Below are 23,429 nucleotides of genomic sequence, written 5' to 3'. Positions count from 1 at the left end.
GCCGAATGGCGTTGCCGTCCGGCACAAGCAAAAGCCTGGCCGCCGGCGGACGCGGCGACTGGCCCGGCGTCCTTGCCCTGCCTTACTTCTTGTCGTGAATGGGGCTGTCGGAAACTACGATGCCGTCGGCATCGGCGTACAACCACTGCCCGGATTTAAACGTAACGCCGGCGAATGTGACAGTGCGGTTGCGATGACCGGTATGTAAGCCTTTTTCCGATTTGCGCGGATGCGTGCCGAGCGCCTTGATGCCGATTTCCTGCTCGGCGAGCTCGGCCGAATCACGGACGAAGCCGTTGACGACGATGCCGGCCCAGCCGTTGTCCACGCCGAGCTGCCCGAGGTTGCCGCCGACCAGCGCGCAGCGCGCCGAACCACCGCCGTCGACGACCAGCACCTGGCCGTTGCCGCGCTCCTCGAGCAGCGCGCGCACCATGCTGTTGTCCTCGAAAACCTTGACCGTGACCACCTGGCCATAGAACTCCGACTTGCCGCCGAAATCGCCGAACAGCGGGTCCGCGACCTGGGCTTCGGGATGGGCGTCCGACAGGTCGGTCGTGGCAAAACTCATGCGTCTCTCCTTTCCTTGGATGCAGCAGCGGGAATCAACAAAGCCAACAGGCCGAAGCCGATGAAGCCGATCAGGCTCCAGGCCGGCAGCGTCAGGCCGAGCCATTGCGCGTCGATCTTCGCGCAGTTGCCGTCGCCCTTGAGGATCGTCATCACGACCTCGGTGACCGGCATGAAGCTCAGCAGATAGTCCAGCGTGGGGCCACAGGCCGGCACCTGATCGGGCGGCAGCGACTGCAGCCAGACGTGGCGGCCGGCGATGAACGCGCCGATCGCCGCAGCGAGCACCGTCAGACCGCTGTACACCCAGCGGCCCCTGCCCTTCGGGCCGTGGATCGCGGCGAGCAGGAAGGCGAGGCCGACGCCGGCCAGCGCGATGCGCTGGAAGATGCACATCGGACACGGCTCGTAGCCGCGCATCTGCTGCAGGTAGACGATCACGAACAGCTCGCCGGCCACGCAGCCGAGGAAGCCCAGCAGATTGAGCGGGCGGTAGTTCGACAGCATGGCGATGGGGTTCCTCGGGCCGCGGCTCAGGCGATGGCGACCGGGATATTACCGATCTTTGCGGCGATCCTCGATTGCCAGAGCTTCGGTCCGCTCTCGTGCACCGACTCGCCGCCCGCGTCGACGGCGACCGTCACCGGCATGTCGGTGACATCGAACTCGTAGATCGCTTCCATGCCGAGATCCTCGAAGCCGACCACCTTGGCCGCCTTGATCGCCTTGGCGACCAGATACGCGGCGCCGCCGACCGCCATCAGGTAGGCGCTCTTGTGCTTTCTGATGGATTCGATGGCGACCGGGCCGCGCTCGGACTTGCCGATCATCGCGATCAGGCCGGTCTGCGCGAGCATCATCTCGGTGAACTTGTCCATGCGCGTCGCCGTCGTCGGGCCGGCCGGGCCGACCACTTCATCGCGCACCGGATCGACCGGGCCGACGTAGTAGATGACGCGGTTGCTGAAATCGACCGGCAGCTTCTCGCCCTTCGCCAGCATGTCCTGGATGCGCTTGTGCGCGGCATCGCGGCCGGTGAGCATCCTGCCGTTCAGCAGCAGGATCTGGCCCGGCTTCCAGCTGGCGACTTCTTCCTTTGTCAGCTTGTTGAGATCGACGCGCGTCGCGGTGCGCGTGTCGGCCTGCCAGGTGACCTTCGGCCAGTCCTCGAGCGTCGGCGTTTCGAGCACGGCCGGACCGGAGCCGTCGAGCTCGAAGTGCACGTGCCGAGTCGCCGCGCAGTTCGGGATCATGGCGACCGGCAGGTTGGCGGCGTGCGTCGGGTAGTCGAGCACCTTGACGTCGACCACCGTCGTCAGGCCGCCGAGGCCCTGCGCGCCGATGCCGAGGTTGTTGACCTTCTCGTACAGCTCGAGGCGCAGCTCTTCGGCCTTGTTCTTCGGCCCGCGCGCCTTCAGTTCGTGGATGTCGACCGGCGCCATCAGCGATTCCTTGGCGAGCAGCATCGCCTTCTCCGGCGTGCCGCCGATGCCGATGCCGAGGATGCCCGGCGGGCACCAGCCAGCGCCCATGGTCGGCACCGTCTTCAGCACCCAGTCGACGATCGAGTCGCTCGGGTTGAGCATCGCCATCTTTGATTTCGCTTCCGAGCCGCCGCCCTTGGCGGCGCAGATCACTTCGACGTGATCGCCCGGCACGATCTCGTAATGAATCACCGCCGGCGTGTTGTCCTTGGTGTTCGTGCGCCTGCCGGCCGGATCGGCGAGCACGGAGGCACGCAGCTTGTTGTCCGGGTGGTTGTAGGCGCGACGCACGCCCTCGTTGATCATGTCGGTGACCGACAGCGTCGCGTCCCAGCGCACGTTCATGCCGACTTTCAGGAAGACCGTGGCGATGCCGGTGTCCTGGCAGATCGGACGATGGCCTTCGGCGCTCATCCGCGAGTTGGTCAGGATCTGCGCGATCGCGTCCTTCGCCGCCGGATTCTCCTCGCGCTCCCAGGCTTCGCCGAGGGCCTTCACGTAGTCGAGCGGATGGTAGTAGCTGATGTACTGGAAGGCGTCGGCGATCGACTGAATGAAGTCTTCCTGGCGAATCGTGGTCATGAGACGGGCTCGGAACTTTGCGGATACGAAGGCGCTTGCGCGGATAAGAAGAATTTCCGGGCGCGAATGCTAGCGGAAAACGCCGATCGATGACCGCGCGCCAGCGTATTGCTGACGCTCGGGTCATCGAAACGTCATTGTCAGGCCGTAGTTTGCGTGCGGCACGGCCCTGCTCGCCGGCATCCCCCTCTCCAGCCCGAAAGCAATATGTCCAGAAAAATCAAAGGCGCGGCCCTCGCGACCGCCGTGGCCCTCGGCCTGTGCGCCGGTCTTGGCGCGCTCGTCGCCTGCAGCGACGACAACCACGACGACGCGATCCGGACGCAGCAGGACATCAAGCATGTCTTCGTCATCACGCTGGAGAACAAAGACTTCGAGGAGTCGTTCGGCACCGACAAGCCGGCCAGCGGTCAGGATACTTTCCTCAAGCAGCTGGCGACGCAGGGCGCCCTGCTGACGGAGTACTTCGGCACCGGCCATGTCAGCCTCGACAACTACATCGCGATGATGAGTGGCCAGCCGTCGACGGTCGATACCGAGACCGACTGCTTCGGCCTGTGGTCCGACATCGTCGACGACGGCAACGACGAAACCAATGCCAAGGTCCTCAAGGCCGGCACCGACGCCAATGGCCACGCCGGCGGCGGCTGCGTCTATCCGGCGCGCGTCAAGACCTTCGCGCACCAGCTCGACGCCCAGGGCTACAGCTGGAAGGGCTACATGGGCGACATGGGCAACGATCTGAATCGCGACGGCACGATGACCTGCAGCTTCCCGACCCGCACCGATCTGCTGGCGCACAAGGACATCAGCAAGACCAAGGATCTGACGCAGAACGCGCAGGCGGCGGCGGCGTCCAGCGACGTCAAGGAAGACCAGTACGCGACGCGCCACAACCCGTTCGTCTATTTCCACTCGATCATCGACGACACCGACTACTGCGACGCGCACGTCGTGCCGCTCACCTATCCCGACGCTTCCGGCAAGGGACTCGAAGCCGACCTGAAGTCGATCGACACCACGCCGAACTTCGTGTTCGTCACGCCGAACCTCTGCGACGACGGCCACGACGGCGACGGCACCGGCGCCGCCGGCAAGGGCTGCAAGAACGGCGCGCCGGGCGGCCTGGCCTCGATCGATGCGTTCCTGCAGAAGTGGATTCCGCTGATCATGGCCTCGCCGGCCTATCAGAAGGACGGCCTGATCATCATCAACTTCGACGAATCGAACGCGTCCAGTTCGCCGATGACCACGACCTTCAATTCCGACTACTCGCAGATGAACCTGACGATCAATCTGCAGGGCGACTCGTGCTGCAAGCAGCAGGCCGGCCCGAACGTGAAGCGCCCCGACGACCAGGTGCTGACCACGCTGCCGGTGGCCTTCGCCAGCACGCTCGGCATTGACACCTCCAAGCTGCCGCCGTCGGTCAAGGTCATCCAGATCGGCATGCACTACGTCGGCGTCGGCGGCGACCGCACGGGTGCGGTGCTGCTGTCGAAGGCGATCAAGCCTGGCACGGTCAGCTACACCGGCTACAACCACTACTCGCTGCTGAAGAGTCTTGAGGACATCTTCGAAACCGGCGAATACCTCGGCTACGCCGATGACGAAGCGCTGCTGCCGTTCGGCGACGACGTGTTTACCAATCTGAAAAAGTAAACGCGCAGTGATCCCGCGTTTTGTCGCGAGCGCCGCCGGTGCGGCGCTCGTTCTTTGGCTGGCGGCCTGCGGACGCCAGGAACCGGCCGCCGCCGCTTCGTCCGCAGCGCCGCCGAGTCCGGCGATGCTGGCCGAACTCGGCCGGCTGGCCTTCTTTGATCCGTCGCTGTCGGCATCGGGCCGGCAATCATGCGCGAGCTGCCATGACCCGGCACACGCCTACGGTCCGCCGAATGCGCTCGCCGTGCAGCCCGGCGGCCCCGATCTCGGGCGCTACGGCGGCCGTGCCGTACCGGCTCTGCGCTATCTGCGGCGCGTGCCGATCTGGACGCACACGCAGCCCGGCACGTTCAAGGAACGTGTCGAGATCGGCGACAACATGCCGTCCGGCGGTTACACCTGGGACGGCCGTTTCGACCGGCCGGCGACGCAGGCGGCATTTCCGCTGCTCAATGCCGACGAGATGGCCAATGCCGATGCGGCGGCCGTCGCCGCCAGGCTCGCGCGGAGCCGGTACGCGGCGCGCTTTCGCGAAGCGTTCGGCACCGACATCCTGTCGCGGCCCGATGATGCGCTCGCGGCGTTGGGCCAGGCACTGGAACGCTTCCAGTTCGACGATCCGAGTTTCCAGCCGTTCGACAGCAAGTTCGATCGCGTGCTCGATGGCAAGGCCGGCTTCAGCGAGCAGGAGGCGCGTGGCTATGCGCTGTTCGTCGACGAGCAACGCGGCAATTGCGCGTCCTGTCATCCGGTCGACAAGGGTGCGAACGGTGCCCGTCCGGTCTTCACCGACTACAATTTCCAGACGCTGGGCGTGCCGCGCAACGCGGAGATCCCGGCCAACGCCGATCCGCATTACTACGATCTGGGTCTGTGCGGCCCGCTGCGCCGCGACAAGCGCGACGAGAAATCGTATTGCGGCATGTTCAGGACGCCGACCTTGCGCAACGTCGCGATCCGCGGCGCGTTCTTCCACAACGGGCGCTTTCACACGCTGACCGACGCGCTGCGCTTCTACGTGCAGCGTGATACGAATCCGGAGAAGTGGTACCCGCATCCCGATGGCCCGCAGCCGTTCGACGATCTGCCAGTCGAGTATCAAGGCAATGTCGATCGACGCAATGCGCCGATGACCAACCATCGTGGCGGCAAGCCGGTGTGGAATGACGCCGAGATCGCCGACGTCGCTGCCTTCCTCGGCACGCTGACGGATGCCGACGCCCGGCCGGTGCCGCGCGCGCCTTGAGCGTGCGATGGCAAGCAAAAATGCCGTCGACGCGTGCCGACGGCATCGGTGATTCGCGCTGCGGCCGGTAACGGCGGCCGCCCGCCCGCCTCAGGCCACCGCGTAAATCTGGTGGCTGTGATGCGTCGCCGGTTCCCAGAGCTTGATGCCGGCCTCGATCTCTTCGCCCTGGATCAACGTGTCGCCGCCGCGCACGCCGTAGTCGACGAAGGCGGATTCGAGCACGCGCACCAGCGCGCGGATGTTGCCGTGCCAGCGGCAGGTGCGGACGCGCTGCCAGGCGTCCTCGGACAGGCCCTTGGGCTGCGCCCAGGTCGTGCACTTCTCGGCGAACCTGGCGAGCGTGGTGGCGACCACGGCGATCATGTCTTCCTCGCGCTTGTACAGCTCGGGCACCGACAGCGTCGCCGCGCCGATGCGGGTGAACTCGTCGATGTTGACCGAGTTCTGCAGCGTCTCCCAGCTGCGGTTGGTGGCAAAGACGATCGCGCATTCGAGCGGCTGCTTGGCGCTGGCGCCGAACGGCAGGTACTGGCCGGCGTCGAAGGCTTCCATCAGCACTTCCATGACCGGGCCGGTGATGCCGTGTGACTCGTCGATGAAGCAGACACCGTCGCGCGCGTGCGAGAAGGCGCCGGTGCGCGAGCCCGCGCCGGGAAACGCGCCGGAGACGTGACCGCAGAGCAGCGATTTCACCGCCGCCTTGTCGCCGGTGTTCTCGGCGGCGAGGTTCACCGACACGAAGCGGCCACGATTGCGCACGAGGTAATAGAGATACGACAGCGAGGTCTTTCCCGAGCCCGGCCCGCCGAGCAGATAGGTGCGGTGGATACCGTTCTCGGCGTAGGCGCGGATGCGCCTGACCAGCGCGTGCAGCTCGGGGCTGAACACGTAGAAATTGCGCATCGGCGAGTTCTCGACTTCGGTCGACAGCGGCATGCGGATCAGGTTGCTGTCGCCGGGGTTCGAGAGACGCATCGGCAGCTGGCGGATCGCGCTTTCGGCATTCGGCGCCAGGATCAGGCGCAGACCGGCGAGACGGTCGGCATTGGCGCGCTGGTGCAGCCACTGGCCGAGCGCGGTCAGCTGCGCATGCGTCACGGCGATGATCAGCGTGGTCGGCTGACCGGCGGCGCGCGCGGCGAGCACCGCGTCGGCGAGGCCGTCGAGCAGATTCGGCGCGAGCAGCAGGCTGAGCACGAACTCGCTGTTCGGCGGCGGCATCTGCGCCGCCAGCTCGGCGGCGCTGCACATCTGGCAGGAGCGGCCTTCCGGGATCAGCTGCGACAGATCGCGCGCCAGCTCGGCGTCGCGCGAATGGAACTCGGACGCGTAGATGCGCAGGAACGGCTGCGGCTGGCGCTCCATGGTCGGCGTCGCGGCGCCCGATTTGCGATGGCTGATTCCGAACATGTTCCCCAACTCCTTCGCCCCACATCCGTGGTGTGGCATCACGATAGGAGGAGCTCGTCGGCTACGGCGGCGATCACCGACGAACAGGGCACCGCCGCCGACCGGCGGCGCGGCCATCGGGCCCGGGACTTGCAAGGCGCGCGTTCGTCGCCTTCGCGCTGCCGTTCGTCCCCGCCGCGCGCCATCGCGCGACGGCGGCGCGGCTCAGCCGCCGTCGCGCGGCGTGCGCATCGTCACGAATTCTTCCGCGGTCGTCGGATGGATGCCGAGTGTCTGGTCGAAGATTTTCTTGGTGGCACCGGCCTTCAGCGCCACGGCGAGCCCCTGGATCACTTCGCCGGCATCGGGGCCGACCATGTGCGCACCGAGCACGCGGTCGCTGTCCGCATCGACGACGAGCTTGAGGAAAGTCGTCTCGCGCGATTCGGTCAGGGTCAGCTTGAGCGGCTTGAAGCGGCTCTCGAAGATGCGCAGCGCATGCCCCCGCGCGCGGGCTTTCGCCTCGCTGAGCCCGACGGTGCCGATGTTGGGCAGGCTGAACACCGCGGTCGGGACCAGGTCGTAGTCGACCGGCACGTAGTCCTCGCGCCGGAACAGCCAGCGCGCGACAGCCATGCCTTCGGCGAGCGCGACCGGCGTCAGCTGGGCGCGGCCGATGACGTCACCCGTCGCATGGATCGACGGCTCGGCGGTGCGGTAGTGCTCGTCGACCTCGACGTAGCCGCGCGCGTCGCGCCGCACTGCCGTGTTGCCGAGACCGATGCCGTCCAGCTTCGGGCCGCGTCCGGTCGCCATCAGCACGCAGTCGGTGTCGATCGCGCCGCGGCCGTCCTTGAGATGGACGCGCAGGCTGCCGTCGCCGCGGCGCTCGATGCGCTCGAGGTCGGTCTGGAAACGCAGATCCAGGCCCTTGAGGCGCAGCTGGTCGCGCAGATGGCCGCGGAGGCCGTCATCGAAACCGCGCAGGAACAGCTCGCCGCGATAGATCTGCGTGGTCTCGACGCCGAGCCCGCGGAATACCGAGGCCAGTTCGACGGCGATGTAGCCGCCGCCGACCACCACGGCGCGGCGCGGCAGCGCCGGCAGATGAAAGACGTCATCGGAGACGATGGCGTGCTCGATGCCCGGCAGCGCGGGCCGCAAGGGCGCGCCGCCGGTGGCGATGAGGATATGCGCCGCGCGGATGCGCTCGCCGTCCACCTCGACGCTGTGCGCATCGAGGAGCCGCGCGCGGCCGCGGATCAGACGCGCGCCGGCGTTCAGCAGCAGGCTCTCGTACAGCGTATTGAGACGCGCGATCTCGCGGTCCTTGTTGCCGCGCAGCGTGCGCCAGTCGAAGACCGGCGCGCCGCCCTGGCCCGCGATGTTCCAGCCGTAGCTCGGCGCCTGCGCGAAATCGTCGGCGTAGGAAGCGCCGTAGACCAGCATCTTCTTCGGCACGCAGCCGAGATTGACGCAGGTGCCGCCCAGATCACGGTCTTCGGCGATCACCACGCGTGCGCCGTAGCCGGCCGCGAAGCGCGCGGCGCGCACGCCGGCCGAGCCGGCACCGATCACGAACAGATCGCAGTCGTAGGCCATGCGGCGTGTCGCGGCTCAGGCGCGGTACTTGCTGACTTCGATGAGGTTGCCGTCCGGATCGCGGAAGTAAACCGAGTCCATGACGCCGAGCGCGCCGACGCGCTCGACCGGGCCGGCCTCGATGGCGACACCGTGGCGTTCGAGCTGGCTGACGATCTCGCGCACCGGCGTCGAACTGACGAAGCACAGGTCGGCCGAACCGGAGGTCGGATGCGCCGCGCGCGGCGCGAACGGCCCGTCGGCGCGGTGCAGGTTGATCTTCTGCTGGCCGAAGGCCAGCGCGTGGCGGCCCTCGCCGAAGGTCTGCGGCTGCATGCCGAGCACGTCGCGATAGAAGGCGATCGTCGCGTCGATGTCGCGCACGGTCAGCACCAGGTGATCGAGTCGTTCGATGTACATGCGTCTTTCCTAAACTTCCACGCCGCCATGGGTCAGTTGCCGTGGATCGAGCAGCGTCGCCAGCTCGGTTCGCGACAGGCCGGTCGCCTCGGCCGCGACCTCGAGGATCGGCCGGCCTTCCTTGTAGGCCTGCTTGGCGATCGCCGCGCCCTTCTCGTAGCCGATGCGCGCGTTGAGCGCGGTGATCAGGATCGGATTCTTGGCCAGCGCCTGCTCGATGTGTTCGCGGCGCACGCGAAAGCCCGCGATCGCGCGCTCGGCGAGCAGCCGCGACACGTTGGCCTCCAGCTCGATGCTCTGCAGCAGATTGTGGGCGATCACCGGCAGCATGACGTTGAGCTGGAAATTGCCGGCCTGCGCGGCGACCGTGATCGTCGCATCGTTGCCGATCACCTGGGCGGCGACCATGCAGGTCGCCTCCGGAATCACCGGGTTGACCTTGCCGGGCATGATCGACGAGCCCGGCTGCAGCGTCGGCAGCTCGATCTCGCCGAGGCCGGCCAGCGGCCCCGAGTTCATCCAGCGCAGGTCGTTGGCGATTTTCATCAGCGACACCGCGATGGTCTTCAGCTGGCCGGACAGCTCGGCCGCCGTGTCCTGCGCCGACAGTGCCTCGAAGTAATTCGTCGCGGCGACGAACCTGAGGCCGGTGCGCGCGGCGAGCGCGCGCGCGAAGCGCTTGCCGAAGCGCGGATCGGCGTTGATGCCGGTGCCGACCGCGGTGCCACCGAGCGCGAGCTGCAGCAGGCGCGGCTGCACGGCGTCGAGCCGTTCGAGGCCGTGGCGGATCTGCGTCGCCCAGCCGGACAGCTCCTGGTCGAAGCGCACCGGCATCGCGTCCATCAGGTGTGTACGGCCGGTCTTGGTGATGCCCTTGAGCTGGCGGGCGCGCTTGTCGATCGTCGCCGCCAGCAGCTTCAGCGCCGGCGCCAGGCGGTCGTGCACCAGCAGCGCGGCGGCGACGTGGATCGTCGTCGGAATCACGTCGTTGGAGCTCTGTCCGTAATTGACGTGATCGTTCGGGTGCACCTTCTGGCGCAGGCGCCTGCTGGCGAGATGCGCGATGACCTCGTTGGCGTTCATGTTGGTCGAGGTGCCCGAGCCGGTCTGGAAGACATCGATCGGGAACTGCGCGTCGTGCCGGCCGTCCGCCACTTCGAGCGCCGCCGAGGCGATCGCCTCGGCGCGCGCCGCGTCGAGCAGCTTGAGTTCCGCGTTGACCTGGGCGGCCGTCGCCTTGACGAGGCCGAGCGCGCGGATGAAGGCGCGCGGCATGGTCAGGCCGGAGACCGGGAAGTTGTCGACCGCACGCTGGGTCTGCGCGCCCCACAAGGCGTCGGCGGGCACTTTCAACTCGCCGAGACTGTCCCGTTCGATTCGTGTACCGACGCGCCCTGCCGCTTTTGCCATCTTCCGCTCCTTTCCTCCAAGGGGGTTCACCGCGGACGGCGCTGCGCAACAGCGCGGCCCGGGTGTCGGATAAAATGCGCGCCCAGCCTACACCGGGGCTGTCGCGTCTGCCGACCGGCCGGCGCCTTTCCCGCCTGCCGAGCCCTTGCATCCATGAACCTGACCTCCCTGTCCGCCATTTCGCCGATCGACGGCCGCTACGCTGAGAAGACGGTCAAGCTGCGCGCGATCTTCAGCGAGTATGGCCTGATGCGCTACCGCATCCTTGCCGAGATCCGCTGGCTCGAGGCGCTGGCCGCGCACGCCGGCGTGCCCGAAGTGCCGGCGCTGTCGGCCTCGGCGCGCGAGAAGCTGGAAAAGATCGTCACCGGCTTCACGCTGGACGAGGCGCAGCGCGTCAAGTCCATCGAGGACACCACCAACCACGACGTCAAGGCGGTGGAGTATTACCTCAAGGAAAAGGTCGGCTCGCATCCGGAGCTGTCGGGCATCAAGGAGTTCATCCACTTCGCCTGCACCTCCGAGGACATCAACAATCTCTCGCATGCGCTGATGCTCAAGGACGCGCGCGAGCAGGTGCTGCTGCCGGCGCTCGACAAGCTGATCGGCGCCATCGCCAGCCTCGCCCGCGCCTACGCCGAGCAGCCGATGCTGTCGCGCACGCACGGCCAGCCGGCCTCGCCGACCACGCTCGGCAAGGAGATGGCGGTGTTCGTGCAGCGCCTGCGCCGCCAGCGCGAGCAGTTCGCGGCCGTCGCCATCCTCGGCAAGATGAACGGCGCGGTCGGCAACTGGAACGCGCACTACGCCGCCTACCCGGACGTCGACTGGCCGGCCGTCGCGGCCGCCTTCATCGGCGAGCTCGGCATCGCGCAGAGCCCGGCGACCACGCAGATCGAGCCGCACGACTACATCGCCGAATACTTCCACGCGCTGTCGCGCTTCAACACCGTCCTCATCGGTTTCTGCCGCGACGTCTGGGGCTACGTCAGCCTCGGCTACTTCAAGCAGAAGACGGTGGCCGGCGAAGTCGGCAGCTCGACCATGCCGCACAAGGTCAATCCGATCGACTTCGAGAACGCCGAAGGCAATCTCGGCATCGCCAACGCCATCCTGCAGCACCTCGCCGAGAAGCTGCCAATCTCGCGCTGGCAGCGCGACCTCACCGACTCCACCGTGCTGCGCAATCTCGGCACCGGCGTCGCGCACGCGCTGATCGCCTACCAGTCGACGCTCAAGGGCATCGGCAAGCTCGAAGCCGACGCCTGGAAGATGGGCCAGGATCTCGACCATAACTGGGAGGTGCTCGGCGAGGCGATCCAGACCGTCATGCGCCGCTACGGCCTGCCGGAACCATACGAGCAGCTCAAGCGTCTCACGCGCGGCCAGAAGATCGGCCGCGACGCGATCCGCGAATTCGTCTCCAGCCTCGACCTGCCGGACGGCGAGAAGCAGCGCCTGCTGCAGATGACGCCGGGCAGCTACACCGGCAACGCGCTGCAGCAGGCCAAGGCCGTCTGACAAAACTTTCAGGCGCGACGTCGGTGCGGAGGGCGCGCCTGAAACGGCGCGCGCCTTGCGCAGATGTCACGCCGCCACGCTAAGCTGCGTGGCATGAGCGATGGCGACCAGCCGCAATGCGAATCCGACGCGGGCCCCGCGGGCGCCAGCGTCCTCGCCGGCAGCGCGGCGACCACGCAGGCCCTGCTCAACCTGATCACCCGCGCGCACCTGCAGCTGCGCGTGCTCAGCTACGAGCTCGATCGCCGTCTCTGGAACGATCCCGGCATCGTCGAACTGCTGCGCAGCTTCGTGCTGCGCTCGCCGCGCGCCGAGCTGCGCATCCTCGTCAATCGTCCGCAGCTGGCCGCGCAGCGCGGCCACCGCCTCGTCGAGCTGGCGCGACGCCTGTCGAGCCGCATCCACATCCGCGAACTGGGCGAGGAGCGCCGCAACCTCGTCGAGGAATTCGCCATTGCCGACGAATACGCCCTTCTGCACAAGAAGCGCCACGACGACCTCGAAACCTGGTGGTACCCGCACGCTCCGCTCGACGCGCGCCAGCAGCGGCGGCGCTTCGACGCCTGGTGGGAGGAATCGGGACCGGCGCGGGAGCTGGGCGAGCTGCGGCTGTAGGCGCGGCGGCCCTCGCGATCTTCCGCCATTGCCGGCCTTCAGTCATGGCCGGTCAGCGTCGCGCCAGCCGTCCGGCGTTCAAACCTCCTCCGGCGCCAGCCGCTCCTTGCCGCGGATATACGCGCGCGCGTAGTCCGGCACCGGCACCGGCTTGTTGTCGCGGTAGTTGAACCACAGCAGCACGCCGCGCGTGACGGCGATCAGGCGCTCGCCGACGAACAGTGCGCCTTCGGTATTCATGCTGCTGCGGCCGATGCGGCGGATGCGGAAGCCGAAGCGGATGGTCGAGGGGTGATGCAGCTGTTCGATGAAGTCGCAGGCGAGATGCGCGAGGATGAAACCCTGCTCGCCCCAGAAGCCGGGCCGGCCGGCAATCATCTCGCCGAAGTAATCGAGCCGCGCCGATTCGTCGAAGCTGTAGTAGCGCGCGTTGTTGACGTGGCCGAGCATGTCGCAGTCGGACCAGCGCGTCGCCAGTTCGTGAAAATGACCGAAATCGTCGCGGCCGGGTCGCGCCGGGCGCTCGCTCACGGCTCGTGCTCCTGGTGGTCGGGATGCTCGCGCAGGCGCGCTGCCGCGCGTTCGCGGATCGCCAGCTTCAGGGCGCGGCCGGCGCGCGGCCAGGCGACGATCTCGTCGAGATCGCGGCCGCAGCCGACGCAATGGCCCTGCGCGCCGATGCGGCAGATGCGCGTGCAGGGCGATTCGACATCGGCGCTGACGGGTGTGGCTTGCATGATCGGCGACGCTAGCATGAGCCGTGCGGGGTACGGAACCGGGCGCCGGCGATTCGGGGCCGCGCACGGCCCCGAATCGTCCTTGCGGCGCGCTCCCGCCGCTCGCGCAACGGAGGCGAGAACGCCCGGCGCCTACTGGATGATCAGCTTGAACTCGACGCGGCGGTTCCTGGCGCGGCCCGCTTCGGTCGTGTTCGGCGCGACCGGATAGAAGGCGCCGTGGCCGGTGGCGACGAGACGGCCGCCGTCGACGCCGCGCGCGATCAGGTACTGGCGTACCGACTCGGCGCGCTCCTGCGAGAGCATCAGGTTGTACGCGCTGCTGCCGACGTTGTCGGTGTTGCCGATGATCTGCACGTTGACGTCGTTCTGGTTCTTCAGCGTCGCCGCCACTTCGTCGAGCTGCCGGCGCGCGTCGGCGGTCAGCACCGCGGTGTTGTTGTCGAACTGCACGCCGCTCAGCGACAGCGACTGGCCGACCATGCAGCCGGTCGCATCGACGGCGAGACCGCGGCGCGTCGCCGGGCAGTGGTCGGCGGCGTCGGCCACGCCGTCGCCGTCCTCGTCGCCGGGCGTCGGTTCGCCGGCCGCGCCGTCGAGCGGACAGCCGTGCGCGTCGACGGCGACGCCGGTCGGCGTGCCCGGACACAGATCACTGTCGTCATTGACGCCGTCGCGGTCCGAATCGACCGCGCAGTCGCTGCGGCCGGTGACCGGATCGACGACCGCCAGCTCGCAATCGGCCGGCTTGCTGACCTCGTGCTTGTGCTCGGGATAGAGGAAGAACAGCGGCAGCTGCAGGCCGGCGCTGATCCGGTAGTCGAGCAGGAAGTCTTCGTTGGTGCTCCTGCTGTCGAACTGGCCGAGCGCGCGCGCCTCGACGCGCGCCGCCAGTCCGTTCCAGCCGAGCGAACCGAGCGGCAGCAGCACGCCGCCGCCGAGATCGAAGGCGACATGTTCATGGCTGTCGCCGAGCACGTCGTTCTGCACGACGCCGACGCCGCCGAGCAGGAAGGGCTTGAAGCGATAGCCGCCGCCGAAGTTGCCGAGGCCCTGTTCGCCGAAGTCGTAGACGAGGTCGAACATCAGGCCGGTCTGGTAGTCGCTCTTGCCGTCGATGTCGCGATCGCGCTCCAGGCGATGCAGCGTGGCCTCCGCCGACCAGTTCGGATAGCCCTGGCTGCCGAGCGGAAAGCCGAACTGCAGCTGCCCGCCCTGGCCGTCATCGGAATGACGCGCCGAGTCGGGGAATTCATAGAGATAGCCGGCACCGACGTAGGGAATGTCGTAAGCCCCGGTGTTCACCGCACCCGCCACGCCGGCCCAGCCCGCCCCCGCCGACGCCAACAGCCATGCCACGCCCGCAACAGCTCCCTTGAAGCGCATGATGAACTCCCAAAAGTTGTGAGACGTGGGAACGCGTGCTTGCCCCGTTCCCTTCTTGTTTCAGCCCTGCCGCGACAGCCGAGCGATGTCAGCTTGTCGAAACCCCGCCCGCTGATCGAAGGGGACTCTAAGCGTTGCCTGCGCGAGCGGCAACCGTCGCGGTCGGCGTCGCGTCAGCGGCTCGGCGGCAGGCGACGCAGCGCGTCGGCGCAATCGCGGACCAGGGCCGGGCCGCGATAGATGAAGCCGCTGTAGATCTGCACGAGATCGGCGCCGGCCGTGCGCTTGTCGCAGGCGTCCTGTGCGCAGGTGATGCCGCCGACGCCGATCAGCACGAAGTCCGCGCCAACGCGCTTGCGCAGCGCGGCGAGCGTGCGGTCGGCGAGCGGCTTGAGCGGCGCGCCGGACAGACCGCCGGTCTCGCCTGCGAGCGCATGGCCGGCGACGGCATCGCGCGTGATCGTGGTGTTGGTCGCGATCAGGCCGTCGATGCCGGTCTCGCGCGCGACGCGCGCGATGGCGTCGAGCTGCTCGTCGTCGACGTCGGGCGCGATCTTGACCAGCAGCGGCGTGCGCTTGCCGTGCATCTGCGCGAGCCTGTCGCCCTCGCCCTTCAGCTGCGCGAGCAACGCCCGCAGCCTGGCCTCGCTCTGCAGCTCGCGCAGGTTCTTGGTGTTCGGCGAGGAGATGTTGACGGTGACGTAGCTCGCCGCGCGCCAGACCTTGCGCAGGCAGACCAGGTAATCCTCGGCGGCGCGTTCGATCGGCGTGTCGAAATTCTTGCCGATGTTGATGCCGAGCACGCCGCGATAATCGCTCCCGGCCACGCGTTCGAGCAGGTAGTCGACGCCCCGGTTGTTGAAGCCCAGGCGATTGATGATCGCCGTGTGCTCCGGCAGCCGGAACATGCGTGGCTTCGGATTGCCCGGCTGCGCGCGCGGCGTCACCGTGCCGACCTCGACGAAGCCGAAACCGAGCCGGCCCCAGGCGTCGAGGCATTCGCCATTCTTGTCGAGACCGGCGGCGAGGCCGACGCGGTTCGCGAAGCGCAGGCCGAGCAGCTCGACCGGATCATTCACCGCGCCATGCGCGAACGGCCATGTCGCCAGCTTCGGGAAATGCCGGAAGGTTTCCAGCGTCAGCTCGTGCGCGCGTTCGGCGTCGAGCTTGAAGAGGAGCGAGCGGGCGGCGGCGTACATGGGCGTCGTATCGTTCTGGTTTCGCCGGAACATCATCCGTCATTGCCGCGCGGGCGGGCATCCAGTGATCAGGCTCCGGCACGGGCCGACCTGGATTCCCGCATGCGCGGGAATGACAACACCGATTCAGTGCGGCGTGAACAGATGGCCGAGCTTGGCGGCCTTGGCATCGAGATACTTCTCGTTGTGCGGATTGCGGCCGCTTTCGATCGGCACGCGCTCGACGATCTCGATGCCGTCCTTCTTCAGCGCATCGAGCTTGCGCGGATTGTTGGTCATCAGACGGATGTGGCACAGGCCGAGCTGGCGCAGCAGCTCGACGGCCAGGCCGTACTCGCGCGCGTCGGCCGGAAAGCCGAGCTGGTGATTGGCCTCCACCGTGTCGGCGCCGTGATCCTGCAGCTCGTAGGCGCGGATCTTGTTGCCGAGGCCGATGCCGCGGCCTTCCTGGCGCAGATACAGCACCGCACCGCGGCCCTCGCCGGCGATTTTCTGCAGCGCCGAACGCAGCTGCGCGCCGCAGTCGCAGCGCAGCGAGAACAGCGCGTCGCCGGTCAGGCACTCCGAATGAATGCGCACCAGCGGCGGCTCGCCGGCCAGCTCGCCGAGCGCGACGACCACGTGCTCCTTGCCGTCGACGGCACGGAACACGGTGACGCGGAACTCGGCGAACGGCGTCGGCAGCTTCGACTCGGCGATGCGTTCGAGGGTGTGACTGGAGGACTTCAATGCGGACTCGGACTACGAGGGGCGCAAATGATACCCGAAACGACCGAGGCCCCGGACGCGGCAGCTGCGTCCGGGGCCCCGCGGTCCCCATACGCGGCGACTACATGCCGAAGAAGTTCTGGCCGCAGACGCGCAGCGTGCGGCCGTTGACGGCATTGGCCGCCGGCGACGCCAGGAAGGTCACGGTCTCGGCGACGTCCTGCGGCAGGCCGCCCTGCGACAGCGAGTTGATGCGGCGGCCGACTTCGCGCGGACCGAAAGGCATCGCCGCCGTCATCGTCGTCTCGATGAAGCCCGGCGCCACCGCGTTGATCGCGCCGCCGCGCTTGGCGAAGGTCGCCGCCATGCCGTCGACGTAGCCGATCACACCGGCCTTGGTCGCGCCGTAGTTGGTCTGGCCGGCATTGCCGCCGATGCCGCCGATCGACGAGATGCAGACCACGCGCGCGCCGTCGTTGAAGCCCTGCTTGAGCAGGCCCTCGTTGATCTTGAGGATGGCGCCGAGATTGATGTTGACGACCATGTCCCAGAAGTGCGGCGGCATGTTGCGCAGCATCTTGTCGCGCGTGATGCCGGCGTTGTGCACGACGACGTCGAGTCCGCCGAAGCTCTTGCCGACTTCCTCGGCGATGCGCGCCGCCGCGTCGGGCGCGGTGACGTCGAGGGCGAGCCCCACCCCGCCGATCTTCGCCATGGTCTCGCCGAGACCGCCTTCGGCCGAGGGATGATCCATGCCGATGACCTTGGCGCCTTCACGCGCCAGCGTCTCGGCGATCGACGCGCCGATGCCGCGCGCGGCGCCGGTGACCAGCGCGATCCTGCCTTCGAGGCTGCCCGGCAGCGCGACGTTCGCCGTCTGCGGCAGCGCCAGCGGCAGCACCTGGCCGTCGACGAAGGCCGAGTGTTCGGAGAGGAAGAAGCGCAGCACCGGGTCGATCGCCGTGTCGGCGCCGGTCGGCACCTCGACGAGGTTCGCGGTCGTGCCGTTCTTGCCGACTTCCTTGGCCAGCGAGCGGATGAAGCCGCGCAGCGCGGTCGAAGCGGTCCTCGCCTGGATGTCGGCCGCCGATTCCGGCGCGCGCGAGATCAGCAGGATGCGGCCGTTCGAGGCGATGCCGCGCAGCACCGGCTGCATGAAGTCGTACAGCTCGCGCAGCTGCCACGGCGAGGACAGCCCGGAGGCGTCGAAGACGAGGGCGTGATTGCGCGCCTCGCCGACGCCTTCGGCCGGATTGCCGTGCAGCGACAGCTTCAGCTCGGCGGCCGCAGCCTTCAGCGGCGGCAGGCCGGCGTGCTCGGGAATGATGCGCAGCGCCGCGCCGGCCGCGCTCAAGGCGCGCAGCAGCGGCGCCGCCAGGGTCGCGCCGCTGCTGCTGCCGACCAGCACGTACTTGCCTTCCAGCGGTTGCGCCGCCCAGGGCGCGCTGGCGCGCTTGAGGCGCGGCGGCGTCGGCAGGCCGATCATGCCGGCCAGGGTCTTGCCGAAGGAGGAATTGGTGAAGTCGAGGTAACGGTCGCTCATCGTCGTGTCCGGGCCGCGAGAATGGAAGGAAAATGGATGGTCAAAGTTTGAACGTCGATTATGGCAAGCGTTCGCCGCGCGGCGACAGCGCAGCGCCACCACAGCACCGCGACGCAAACGCCATTGACGCCTGTGCATAGTCCTACGATAGTTGAACGCGAACAGCCGGCCGGCCTCGGCAACGAGGGCACGACGAGGTCACGGGAGCGGTCGGACGAGGAATGCAAGGCCCGGACGCGGGACGCGTCGCCGGCCAACGCGGCGGACCATGGATCCGCGCATCACATCAACAACTTCTGTGGTTGGGGTCATCACATGACGAATGGCTGGAAGATCGGCGCGATCGCCGTTGTCGTTGGCGTCGGCACGTATGTCGGACTGAAGCTGCTGCTGCCGCATCACAAGGTCGAGGTGCTGATGGAGGGCCTGGTGCCGGCCGATTCGGTGTTCGGCGACAAGCTGAAATCGCCGACCGAAGTCGCAGCGGCCGCGCAGACGCCGGGCGCCGCCGATGCGGGCGCCGCGGCGACCACGCCGAGCGGACCGGCCGTCAATACCGACGACGCCACCGCCGCCCCGGCCGCCGCGCCGGCCGAGACCGCCGCGGCGGACAGCGCGGCCGAGGCGCCCCCGCCGCCGCCCGCCGAACCGGCGCCGGCAGCCGCTGCCGCGGAGCCGGCGGCACCGGCCGCCGCCAGCGAGCCGCCGGCGCCGCAGGCGAAGCCGGCCGCCAGGCCCGCGGCGCCGAAACCGCCGCGCGGCGACAGCGGCAAGGCGCCGAAGGCGGCGAGCGCCGCGAGCGGCGAGGCGCAGGCCGCGGCGTCGAGCCCGTGGTGGCAGACCGCCGGCGGCGACGGCCTGCACATCGTCTATGTCGGCTCGGCCGCCTACAAGCGCGCCATCGTGGTGATGGGCAGCGCGCCGTTCGCCGACGCCGCCGCGGCCGGCAAGAACATCCAGGTCGTCGATCGCGTCGGCAAGCGCGTCGGCGGCGCCTGGGAGATCAACCGCAACAATCCGACGATGCTGGTGCTGCCGGTCGACGCCAACGGCCGCTACCAGCTCACGATCGGCGCCGCGCTCGCCGACGCCAAGGGCCACGAGCTCGGCCAGTCGCTGAAGGGCGCGGTGCTCGTCGAATAAGCCGCCGGCAGCGCGCGGCCCGGCTGCGAACTCCGGGCGCGCGCGCCACTCCAAGCCCTGCCGCGCCACGCGGCCTGACGGAGCATGCGGTGAGCCACGACGAACCGGAAACGCGCGAGGAGCGCGTGATCGAGCGCCTGCTGACGACTTCGGCGTCGATGACCGGCGTCTGCGTCGCCCTGCTCTCCGTCGTGCAGATCATCGCCGACTCGCGCAAGGTGCAGACCCTCGCCGACGACGCGCTGGCGATCGATTCGCTGTTTTCCTGCTCTGCTGCTATCTCGCGATCTGGGCGCTGCGCACGCATCGCCACCGTCGCGCGCACCTGCTCGCCATGGTGATCGATTACCTGTTCCTGATCGGCATGACGGGGCTGGTCTTGATCGGCTTCATGATCGTCTACACGATCTTCTGAACGCCGCGTGGTGCGCGGCGGCGCGGCGCGGCTGCGTAGAATCGCGGCACTGTCCTCATTCGAGTTCCAGGAGCAGCCGCATGCCCACCACCCTGTTCGATCTGGCCGGTCGCGTCGCCGTCGTCACCGGCGCCTCGCGTGGCATCGGCGCCGCCACCGCGCAGCTGCTCGCCGCGCAGGGCGCGCATGTCGTGCTCGCCTCGCGCAAGGCCGCCGATCTGGAAAAGGTGCGCGAGGAGATCGCCGCCGCGGGCGGCAAGGCCAGCGTGATCGCCGCGCATGCGGGCGTCAGCGCCGATCTGCGGCGGCTGGTCGCCGAAACCGTGAAGACGCAGGGCCGTCTCGACATCCTCGTCAACAACGCGGCGACCAATCCGCACTTCGGCCACATCGCCGATACGCCGATGGAGATGGTCGACAAGACCGTGCAGGTGAATCTGCGCGGCTGCTTCGAGCTGTCCGGCCTCGCCGCCAGGCAGATGAAGGCGCACGGCGGCGGCGCGATCGTCAACATTGCCAGCGTCAACGGCCTCAAGCCCGGCACCGGCCAGGGCATCTACTCGATCACCAAGGCCGCCGTCATCAACATGACGCAGGCCTTCGCCAAGGAATGCGCGGCCTGGAAGGTGCGCGTCAACGCCGTGCTGCCGGGCCTGACCGAAACCAGGTTCGCTTCGGCGCTGACGCAGAACGAGGCGATCCTCAAGCCGGCGCTGAAGCAGATTCCGCTCGGCCGTGTCGCGCAGCCGGCGGAAATCGCCCCGGCCGTGCTGTTCCTCGCCTCGGACGCGGCGAGCTACGTGACCGGCACGACGCTGGTCGTCGACGGCGGCCTGATCGGCTGCGGCGGACTCTGAGGGCTGGTTCCGGGCCTGGAACGACGCGCGGCGTGACAGCGGCCGGCGTCGTTCTCTACCATGGCGGCCCCAAGGTCCCGAATCCGACGGTCCGTTCCCTTGTCCCTGATGCGACGCCCGCGTGGTCTTGCGCTGTGGCTGGCCCTGCTGGCGGTGTTCGCCCGCGGCCTGCTGCCGGGCGGCGTCATGCTCGCGCACGACGGCGGCAGCGGCTTCGGCCTCACCGTCGCGCTGTGCTCGGGCGGCCAGGTTCGCATTCATTCGATCGCCGATACGGCCAGCCCCGCCGCGCAGGCCGGCGGCGAATGCGTCTATGCCGCCGCCGCGCTGCCCGCGCTGCCGCCGACCCTGGCGCTCACGCCATCCGCCGCCGATCGCAGTTCAGAGCCCGCACCGGCATCGCCGCTGCGCGTCGCGCAGTCGCCACGACCGGCGCCGCCGCCGGCCCGAGGTCCACCGCAGTACTCCTGAAGTCGCGCTGATTCGCAGCCCGCCGCCCGGCGGCCGCGCTGCCCCTTCACGTTCTTCATGGAGTGTTCCGCAATGTCCGCTTTGCGTACCGCGCTCGCCGCGTCATCGGCGATGTGCCTGACCGTCGCCGTCCACGTACCCCTCGCCCATGCCCAGGGCGCGGCCCCCGTCACCGCCGATGTCGATGCCGACACCGCCGCGCGTCGTGCCGAGCTGCTGCGCCGCCGCGCCGACATCGATGCCGAGCTGCAGAAACTCGAGGCGCCGGCCGCCGCCGAGGCGGTCGCGCCGCCGGCAGCCGAGGCGGCGGCGGCGCGACGCGACGGCGTCGAGACCGTCGTCGTCACCGGCCATTCCGGGCGCGACGACCGCCTGCCGATCGCGCAGAGCGCGAGCGGCATCACCCGCGAGCAGTTCGCCTACATGCCCGCCGCATCGATCGCCGAGGTGCTGGCGATGAGCCCCGGCGTCACCTTCGTGCAGGGCAACGGCCCGCGCGACGTGTCGATCTCGGTGCGCGGCTCGAACAATCGCCAGACCTACGGCGTGCGCAACATCAAGGTTTTCGAGGACGGCTTCGACGTCACCCAGCCGGACGGCCTGGCGCGCACCGATCTCACCGATCCGCATGCCTACGGTGCCATCGGCGTGGTGCGCGGTCCCTCGTCGGCCTGGTACGGCAACTACGCGACCGGCGGCGCCGTCGAGTTCCATCTGCGCCCGGGTGCCGACATCCGGGGCGTCGAAGCCGGCCTCGACGCCGGCAGCTACGGCTATCTCAACGCCTACGTCGCCGCCGGCGCCGGCAACGAGCGCTACGACGTCAGCGCCTTCCTCAGCAACGTGCGCGGCGGCGGCGCGACCGACCACACCGACTACCTGACGACCACCGCGAACCTGCTGACCAGCGTGCAGCTGACGCCGCAGGACCGCCTCGTCTTCAAGCTGATCGACAACGAGCTCGACACCGACCTGTCGCTGCGCCTGTCGCTGAACCAGTTCCGCAGCAATCCCTACCAGCACGGCTGCGACGACGGCCAGCATCCGGGCGCCGGCTGCGCGACGCTGTCGCTGAAGAACAATGGCTTCAATGGCGACGCCGGCACGACCACCGTCAGCCCGGCGCAGGCCGGCATCGGCCGCCACGACCGCCGCACCATCGTCGGCCTGCGCTGGGAGCACGCGCTCGACGACGCCACGCAGTGGCAGACGCAGCTCGTCTTCGACAACCGCGACATCAAGCAGCCGACCAGCAGCAGCGGCTTCGACGGCACCTATCCGTCCTGGAACCTGCGCAGCGACCTGCGCCACGAGGGCACGCTGCTCGGCCTGCCCTCGCTCGCCGCCGCCGGGGTCTTCTATAACGACGAGGAAATCAATTCCTCGCAGTACAACCTCACGCCCGAAGGCCATGCCAGCCATGGCGGCGTCACCGTGCAGACCGCCGGCCGCACGCAGAACGCCGGCCTGCGCCTGCGCGAGGAGCTGCAGCTCGCGCCGCGCTGGACCGCCGTGCTCGGCCTCGGCGGCGAGTACACGCAGATGGACGGCCGCAACACGGCCTTCGCCTACCCGCCGGCCAGCACGCCGACGCGGGCGCCGATCGACGCCGCGCGCGAGTTCTACAACGTCGCTCCGGAGCTGGCCGTGCAGTTCGCGGCCAGCGCGCAGTGGACGCTGCATGCCCGGGTCGCCAGTGCCTACGGCACGCCGCAGCTGACCAATCTGTTCGTCAATGCCGACGGCGACCCGGGCCGCAACACGCAGCTCGACCCGCAGCGCAACCTCGGCTTCGACCTCGGCAGCGACTGGCACTACGGCGAGGTCCTCAGCCTCAGCCTCAGCGGCTTCTACGAATTCTTCCGCGACGAGCTGGTCTCGCAGGTCGCCGGCGTCGGCAAGCAGAGCTACACCTTCAACGCGCCGAAATCCGAGCATCGCGGCGTCGAGGCCGGCCTCGCGCTGAGGCCGCTGCCGACCGCCCTGCCCGGCGCAAAGCTCACGCTCGCCTACCTGTACGACGACCAGATCTATCGCGACTACACCGAAGTGCTGGTCGCCGGCAGCGACGTCGTCCGCCTGGCGCGCGACGGCAACACGATTCCCGGCGTGCAGCCGCAGACCCTCAACGCCCGCCTCGCCTACGATCAGCCGGCCGGCGCGCTGCAGGGCCTGGGCGCCTACATCGAGCTCAACGCGCGCGACGGCTTCGAACTCGACAACGCCAACACGCTGCAGGCGCCGGGCTACGGCGTGGTCAATCTCAACGTGCACTACGCGCCGGACGCGGCGCCGGGCTGGCTGTCGCGCTGCGATTTCTATTTCACCGTGCAGAACCTGTTCGACCGCACTTATGTCTCGTCGGCGTCGAACCTGACGGACAAGCTGGACGCGGCGAGCAAGCCGGTCGCGCTCGACAACACGACCGGCTCGATCTATGCCGGCACGCCGCGCGTCTACACCGGCGGCCTGCGCTATCGCTTCTGA

22 protein-coding genes are annotated in these 23,429 nt (G+C 68.6%); 9 read left to right on the top strand and 13 right to left on the bottom strand.

The window, feature by feature from the left end; genetic code table 11:
• Positions 1-82 precede the first annotated feature (82 nt).
• The 3 genes from rraA to K344_RS0103790 are packed head-to-tail and all read right to left on the bottom strand — an operon-like array spanning position 83 to position 2,636.
• Positions 83-571, bottom strand: coding sequence for a ribonuclease E activity regulator RraA (gene rraA, locus K344_RS0103800; RefSeq protein ID WP_028079560.1), 489 nt, complete (start codon positions 569-571; stop codon positions 83-85).
• Positions 568-1,077, bottom strand: a complete 510-nt coding sequence (locus K344_RS20035; RefSeq protein WP_043113690.1) for a disulfide bond formation protein B — start codon at positions 1,075-1,077, stop codon at positions 568-570. Before K344_RS20035 ends, rraA begins: the two co-directional genes overlap by 4 nt.
• 26 nt (positions 1,078-1,103) lie before the next feature.
• On the bottom strand, positions 1,104-2,636 hold the full coding sequence (locus K344_RS0103790; RefSeq protein WP_028079559.1) for a fumarate hydratase: 1,533 nt from the start codon (positions 2,634-2,636) through the stop codon (positions 1,104-1,106).
• A gap of 207 nt (positions 2,637-2,843) precedes the next feature.
• On the opposite strand from K344_RS0103790, the gene K344_RS0103785 reads away from it, so the two are divergent.
• Entirely contained in the window at positions 2,844-4,298 is a 1,455-nt protein-coding gene (locus K344_RS0103785) for an alkaline phosphatase family protein (protein WP_028079558.1), read from the top strand.
• Between the two features lie 127 nt (positions 4,299-4,425).
• Entirely contained in the window at positions 4,426-5,544 is a 1,119-nt protein-coding gene (locus K344_RS0103780) for a cytochrome-c peroxidase (protein WP_043113754.1), read from the top strand.
• Positions 5,545-5,634: 90 nt separating this feature from the next.
• On the opposite strand, the gene K344_RS0103775 is transcribed toward K344_RS0103780, so the two are convergent.
• The 4 genes from K344_RS0103775 to K344_RS0103760 form a co-directional block, all read right to left on the bottom strand.
• Positions 5,635-6,957 (bottom strand): sigma 54-interacting transcriptional regulator, encoded by a 1,323-nt coding sequence (locus tag K344_RS0103775; RefSeq protein ID WP_028079556.1) that lies wholly within the window; start codon positions 6,955-6,957, stop codon positions 5,635-5,637.
• Positions 6,958-7,161: 204 nt separating this feature from the next.
• Complete coding sequence (gorA, locus tag K344_RS0103770; protein WP_028079555.1) at positions 7,162-8,538, bottom strand: glutathione-disulfide reductase; 1,377 nt, start codon at positions 8,536-8,538, stop codon at positions 7,162-7,164.
• A gap of 15 nt (positions 8,539-8,553) precedes the next feature.
• Positions 8,554-8,937, bottom strand: a complete 384-nt coding sequence (locus K344_RS0103765) for a VOC family protein (protein ID WP_028079554.1) — start codon at positions 8,935-8,937, stop codon at positions 8,554-8,556.
• Positions 8,938-8,946: 9 nt separating this feature from the next.
• On the bottom strand, positions 8,947-10,347 hold the full coding sequence (locus K344_RS0103760; RefSeq protein WP_028079553.1) for a class II fumarate hydratase: 1,401 nt from the start codon (positions 10,345-10,347) through the stop codon (positions 8,947-8,949).
• A 153-nt stretch (positions 10,348-10,500) separates the two neighbouring features.
• Between K344_RS0103760 and purB the strand changes: the two genes are divergently transcribed.
• Together purB and K344_RS22780 are read left to right on the top strand one after the other, a co-directional pair.
• Entirely contained in the window at positions 10,501-11,868 is a 1,368-nt protein-coding gene (gene purB / locus K344_RS0103755) for an adenylosuccinate lyase (protein WP_028079552.1), read from the top strand.
• Between the two features lie 93 nt (positions 11,869-11,961).
• Positions 11,962-12,483, top strand: a complete 522-nt coding sequence (locus tag K344_RS22780; protein WP_028079551.1) for a DUF7931 domain-containing protein — start codon at positions 11,962-11,964, stop codon at positions 12,481-12,483.
• Between the two features lie 78 nt (positions 12,484-12,561).
• On the opposite strand, the gene K344_RS20025 is transcribed toward K344_RS22780, so the two are convergent.
• The 6 genes from K344_RS20025 to K344_RS0103720 form a co-directional block, all read right to left on the bottom strand.
• Entirely contained in the window at positions 12,562-13,014 is a 453-nt protein-coding gene (locus K344_RS20025; RefSeq protein WP_051361849.1) for an acyl-CoA thioesterase, read from the bottom strand.
• Entirely contained in the window at positions 13,011-13,220 is a 210-nt protein-coding gene (locus K344_RS20020) for a DUF1289 domain-containing protein (RefSeq protein ID WP_051361889.1), read from the bottom strand. Before K344_RS20020 ends, K344_RS20025 begins: the two co-directional genes overlap by 4 nt.
• 132 nt (positions 13,221-13,352) lie before the next feature.
• Positions 13,353-14,579, bottom strand: a complete 1,227-nt coding sequence (locus K344_RS22775) for an OmpA family protein (protein ID WP_157622739.1) — start codon at positions 14,577-14,579, stop codon at positions 13,353-13,355.
• A gap of 200 nt (positions 14,580-14,779) precedes the next feature.
• Positions 14,780-15,805: a quinone-dependent dihydroorotate dehydrogenase gene (locus K344_RS0103730; RefSeq protein ID WP_028079549.1), complete on the bottom strand. Its 1,026-nt coding sequence runs from the start codon at positions 15,803-15,805 to the stop codon at positions 14,780-14,782.
• Positions 15,806-15,931: 126 nt separating this feature from the next.
• Positions 15,932-16,534 carry a GTP cyclohydrolase II gene (gene ribA, locus K344_RS0103725; RefSeq protein WP_028079548.1) on the bottom strand — a complete coding sequence of 201 codons (603 nt, stop codon included), beginning with the start codon at positions 16,532-16,534 and terminating at the stop codon, positions 15,932-15,934.
• A gap of 100 nt (positions 16,535-16,634) precedes the next feature.
• Positions 16,635-18,056 (bottom strand): 3-oxoacyl-ACP reductase, encoded by a 1,422-nt coding sequence (locus tag K344_RS0103720; protein ID WP_028079547.1) that lies wholly within the window; start codon positions 18,054-18,056, stop codon positions 16,635-16,637.
• 315 nt (positions 18,057-18,371) lie between these two features.
• On the opposite strand from K344_RS0103720, the gene K344_RS22770 reads away from it, so the two are divergent.
• The 5 genes from K344_RS22770 (at position 18,372) to K344_RS0103690 (ending at position 23,429) form a co-directional block, all read left to right on the top strand.
• Positions 18,372-19,199 carry a hypothetical protein gene (locus K344_RS22770; RefSeq protein ID WP_028079546.1) on the top strand — a complete coding sequence of 276 codons (828 nt, stop codon included), beginning with the start codon at positions 18,372-18,374 and terminating at the stop codon, positions 19,197-19,199.
• 89 nt (positions 19,200-19,288) lie between these two features.
• Positions 19,289-19,540 (top strand): hypothetical protein, encoded by a 252-nt coding sequence (locus tag K344_RS0103710; RefSeq protein ID WP_028079545.1) that lies wholly within the window; start codon positions 19,289-19,291, stop codon positions 19,538-19,540.
• 154 nt (positions 19,541-19,694) lie between these two features.
• Entirely contained in the window at positions 19,695-20,471 is a 777-nt protein-coding gene (locus tag K344_RS0103700; RefSeq protein ID WP_028079544.1) for a glucose 1-dehydrogenase, read from the top strand.
• 99 nt (positions 20,472-20,570) lie between these two features.
• Positions 20,571-20,942 (top strand): DUF2946 family protein, encoded by a 372-nt coding sequence (locus K344_RS0103695; RefSeq protein ID WP_157622738.1) that lies wholly within the window; start codon positions 20,571-20,573, stop codon positions 20,940-20,942.
• A 72-nt stretch (positions 20,943-21,014) separates the two neighbouring features.
• Positions 21,015-23,429 (top strand): TonB-dependent receptor family protein, encoded by a 2,415-nt coding sequence (locus K344_RS0103690; protein WP_028079542.1) that lies wholly within the window; start codon positions 21,015-21,017, stop codon positions 23,427-23,429.

The sequence above is a fragment of the Solimonas soli DSM 21787 genome (genome assembly GCF_000474945.1).
Taxonomy (GTDB): domain Bacteria; phylum Pseudomonadota; class Gammaproteobacteria; order Nevskiales; family Nevskiaceae; genus Solimonas; species Solimonas soli.
This window is presented reverse-complemented; position numbering and strand designations above follow the sequence as displayed.

Bases quoted from the DNA above. Each gene is read 5' to 3' on its own strand.
- rraA (WP_028079560.1), bottom strand. From the start codon at position 571: ATGAGTTTTGCCACGACCGACCTGTCGGACGCCCATCCCGAAGCCCAG.
- K344_RS20035 (WP_043113690.1), bottom strand. From the start codon at position 1,077: ATGCTGTCGAACTACCGCCCGCTCAATCTGCTGGGCTTCCTCGGCTGC.
- K344_RS0103790 (WP_028079559.1), bottom strand. From the start codon at position 2,636: ATGACCACGATTCGCCAGGAAGACTTCATTCAGTCGATCGCCGACGCC.
- K344_RS0103785 (WP_028079558.1), top strand. From the start codon at position 2,844: ATGTCCAGAAAAATCAAAGGCGCGGCCCTCGCGACCGCCGTGGCCCTC.
- K344_RS0103775 (WP_028079556.1), bottom strand. From the start codon at position 6,957: ATGTTCGGAATCAGCCATCGCAAATCGGGCGCCGCGACGCCGACCATG.
- gorA (WP_028079555.1), bottom strand. From the start codon at position 8,538: ATGGCCTACGACTGCGATCTGTTCGTGATCGGTGCCGGCTCGGCCGGC.
- K344_RS0103765 (WP_028079554.1), bottom strand. From the start codon at position 8,937: ATGTACATCGAACGACTCGATCACCTGGTGCTGACCGTGCGCGACATC.
- K344_RS0103760 (WP_028079553.1), bottom strand. From the start codon at position 10,347: ATGGCAAAAGCGGCAGGGCGCGTCGGTACACGAATCGAACGGGACAGT.
- purB (WP_028079552.1), top strand. From the start codon at position 10,501: ATGAACCTGACCTCCCTGTCCGCCATTTCGCCGATCGACGGCCGCTAC.
- K344_RS22780 (WP_028079551.1), top strand. From the start codon at position 11,962: ATGAGCGATGGCGACCAGCCGCAATGCGAATCCGACGCGGGCCCCGCG.
- K344_RS20020 (WP_051361889.1), bottom strand. From the start codon at position 13,220: ATGCAAGCCACACCCGTCAGCGCCGATGTCGAATCGCCCTGCACGCGC.
- K344_RS0103730 (WP_028079549.1), bottom strand. From the start codon at position 15,805: ATGTACGCCGCCGCCCGCTCGCTCCTCTTCAAGCTCGACGCCGAACGC.
- K344_RS0103720 (WP_028079547.1), bottom strand. From the start codon at position 18,056: ATGAGCGACCGTTACCTCGACTTCACCAATTCCTCCTTCGGCAAGACC.
- K344_RS22770 (WP_028079546.1), top strand. From the start codon at position 18,372: ATGACGAATGGCTGGAAGATCGGCGCGATCGCCGTTGTCGTTGGCGTC.
- K344_RS0103700 (WP_028079544.1), top strand. From the start codon at position 19,695: ATGCCCACCACCCTGTTCGATCTGGCCGGTCGCGTCGCCGTCGTCACC.
- K344_RS0103690 (WP_028079542.1), top strand. From the start codon at position 21,015: ATGTCCGCTTTGCGTACCGCGCTCGCCGCGTCATCGGCGATGTGCCTG.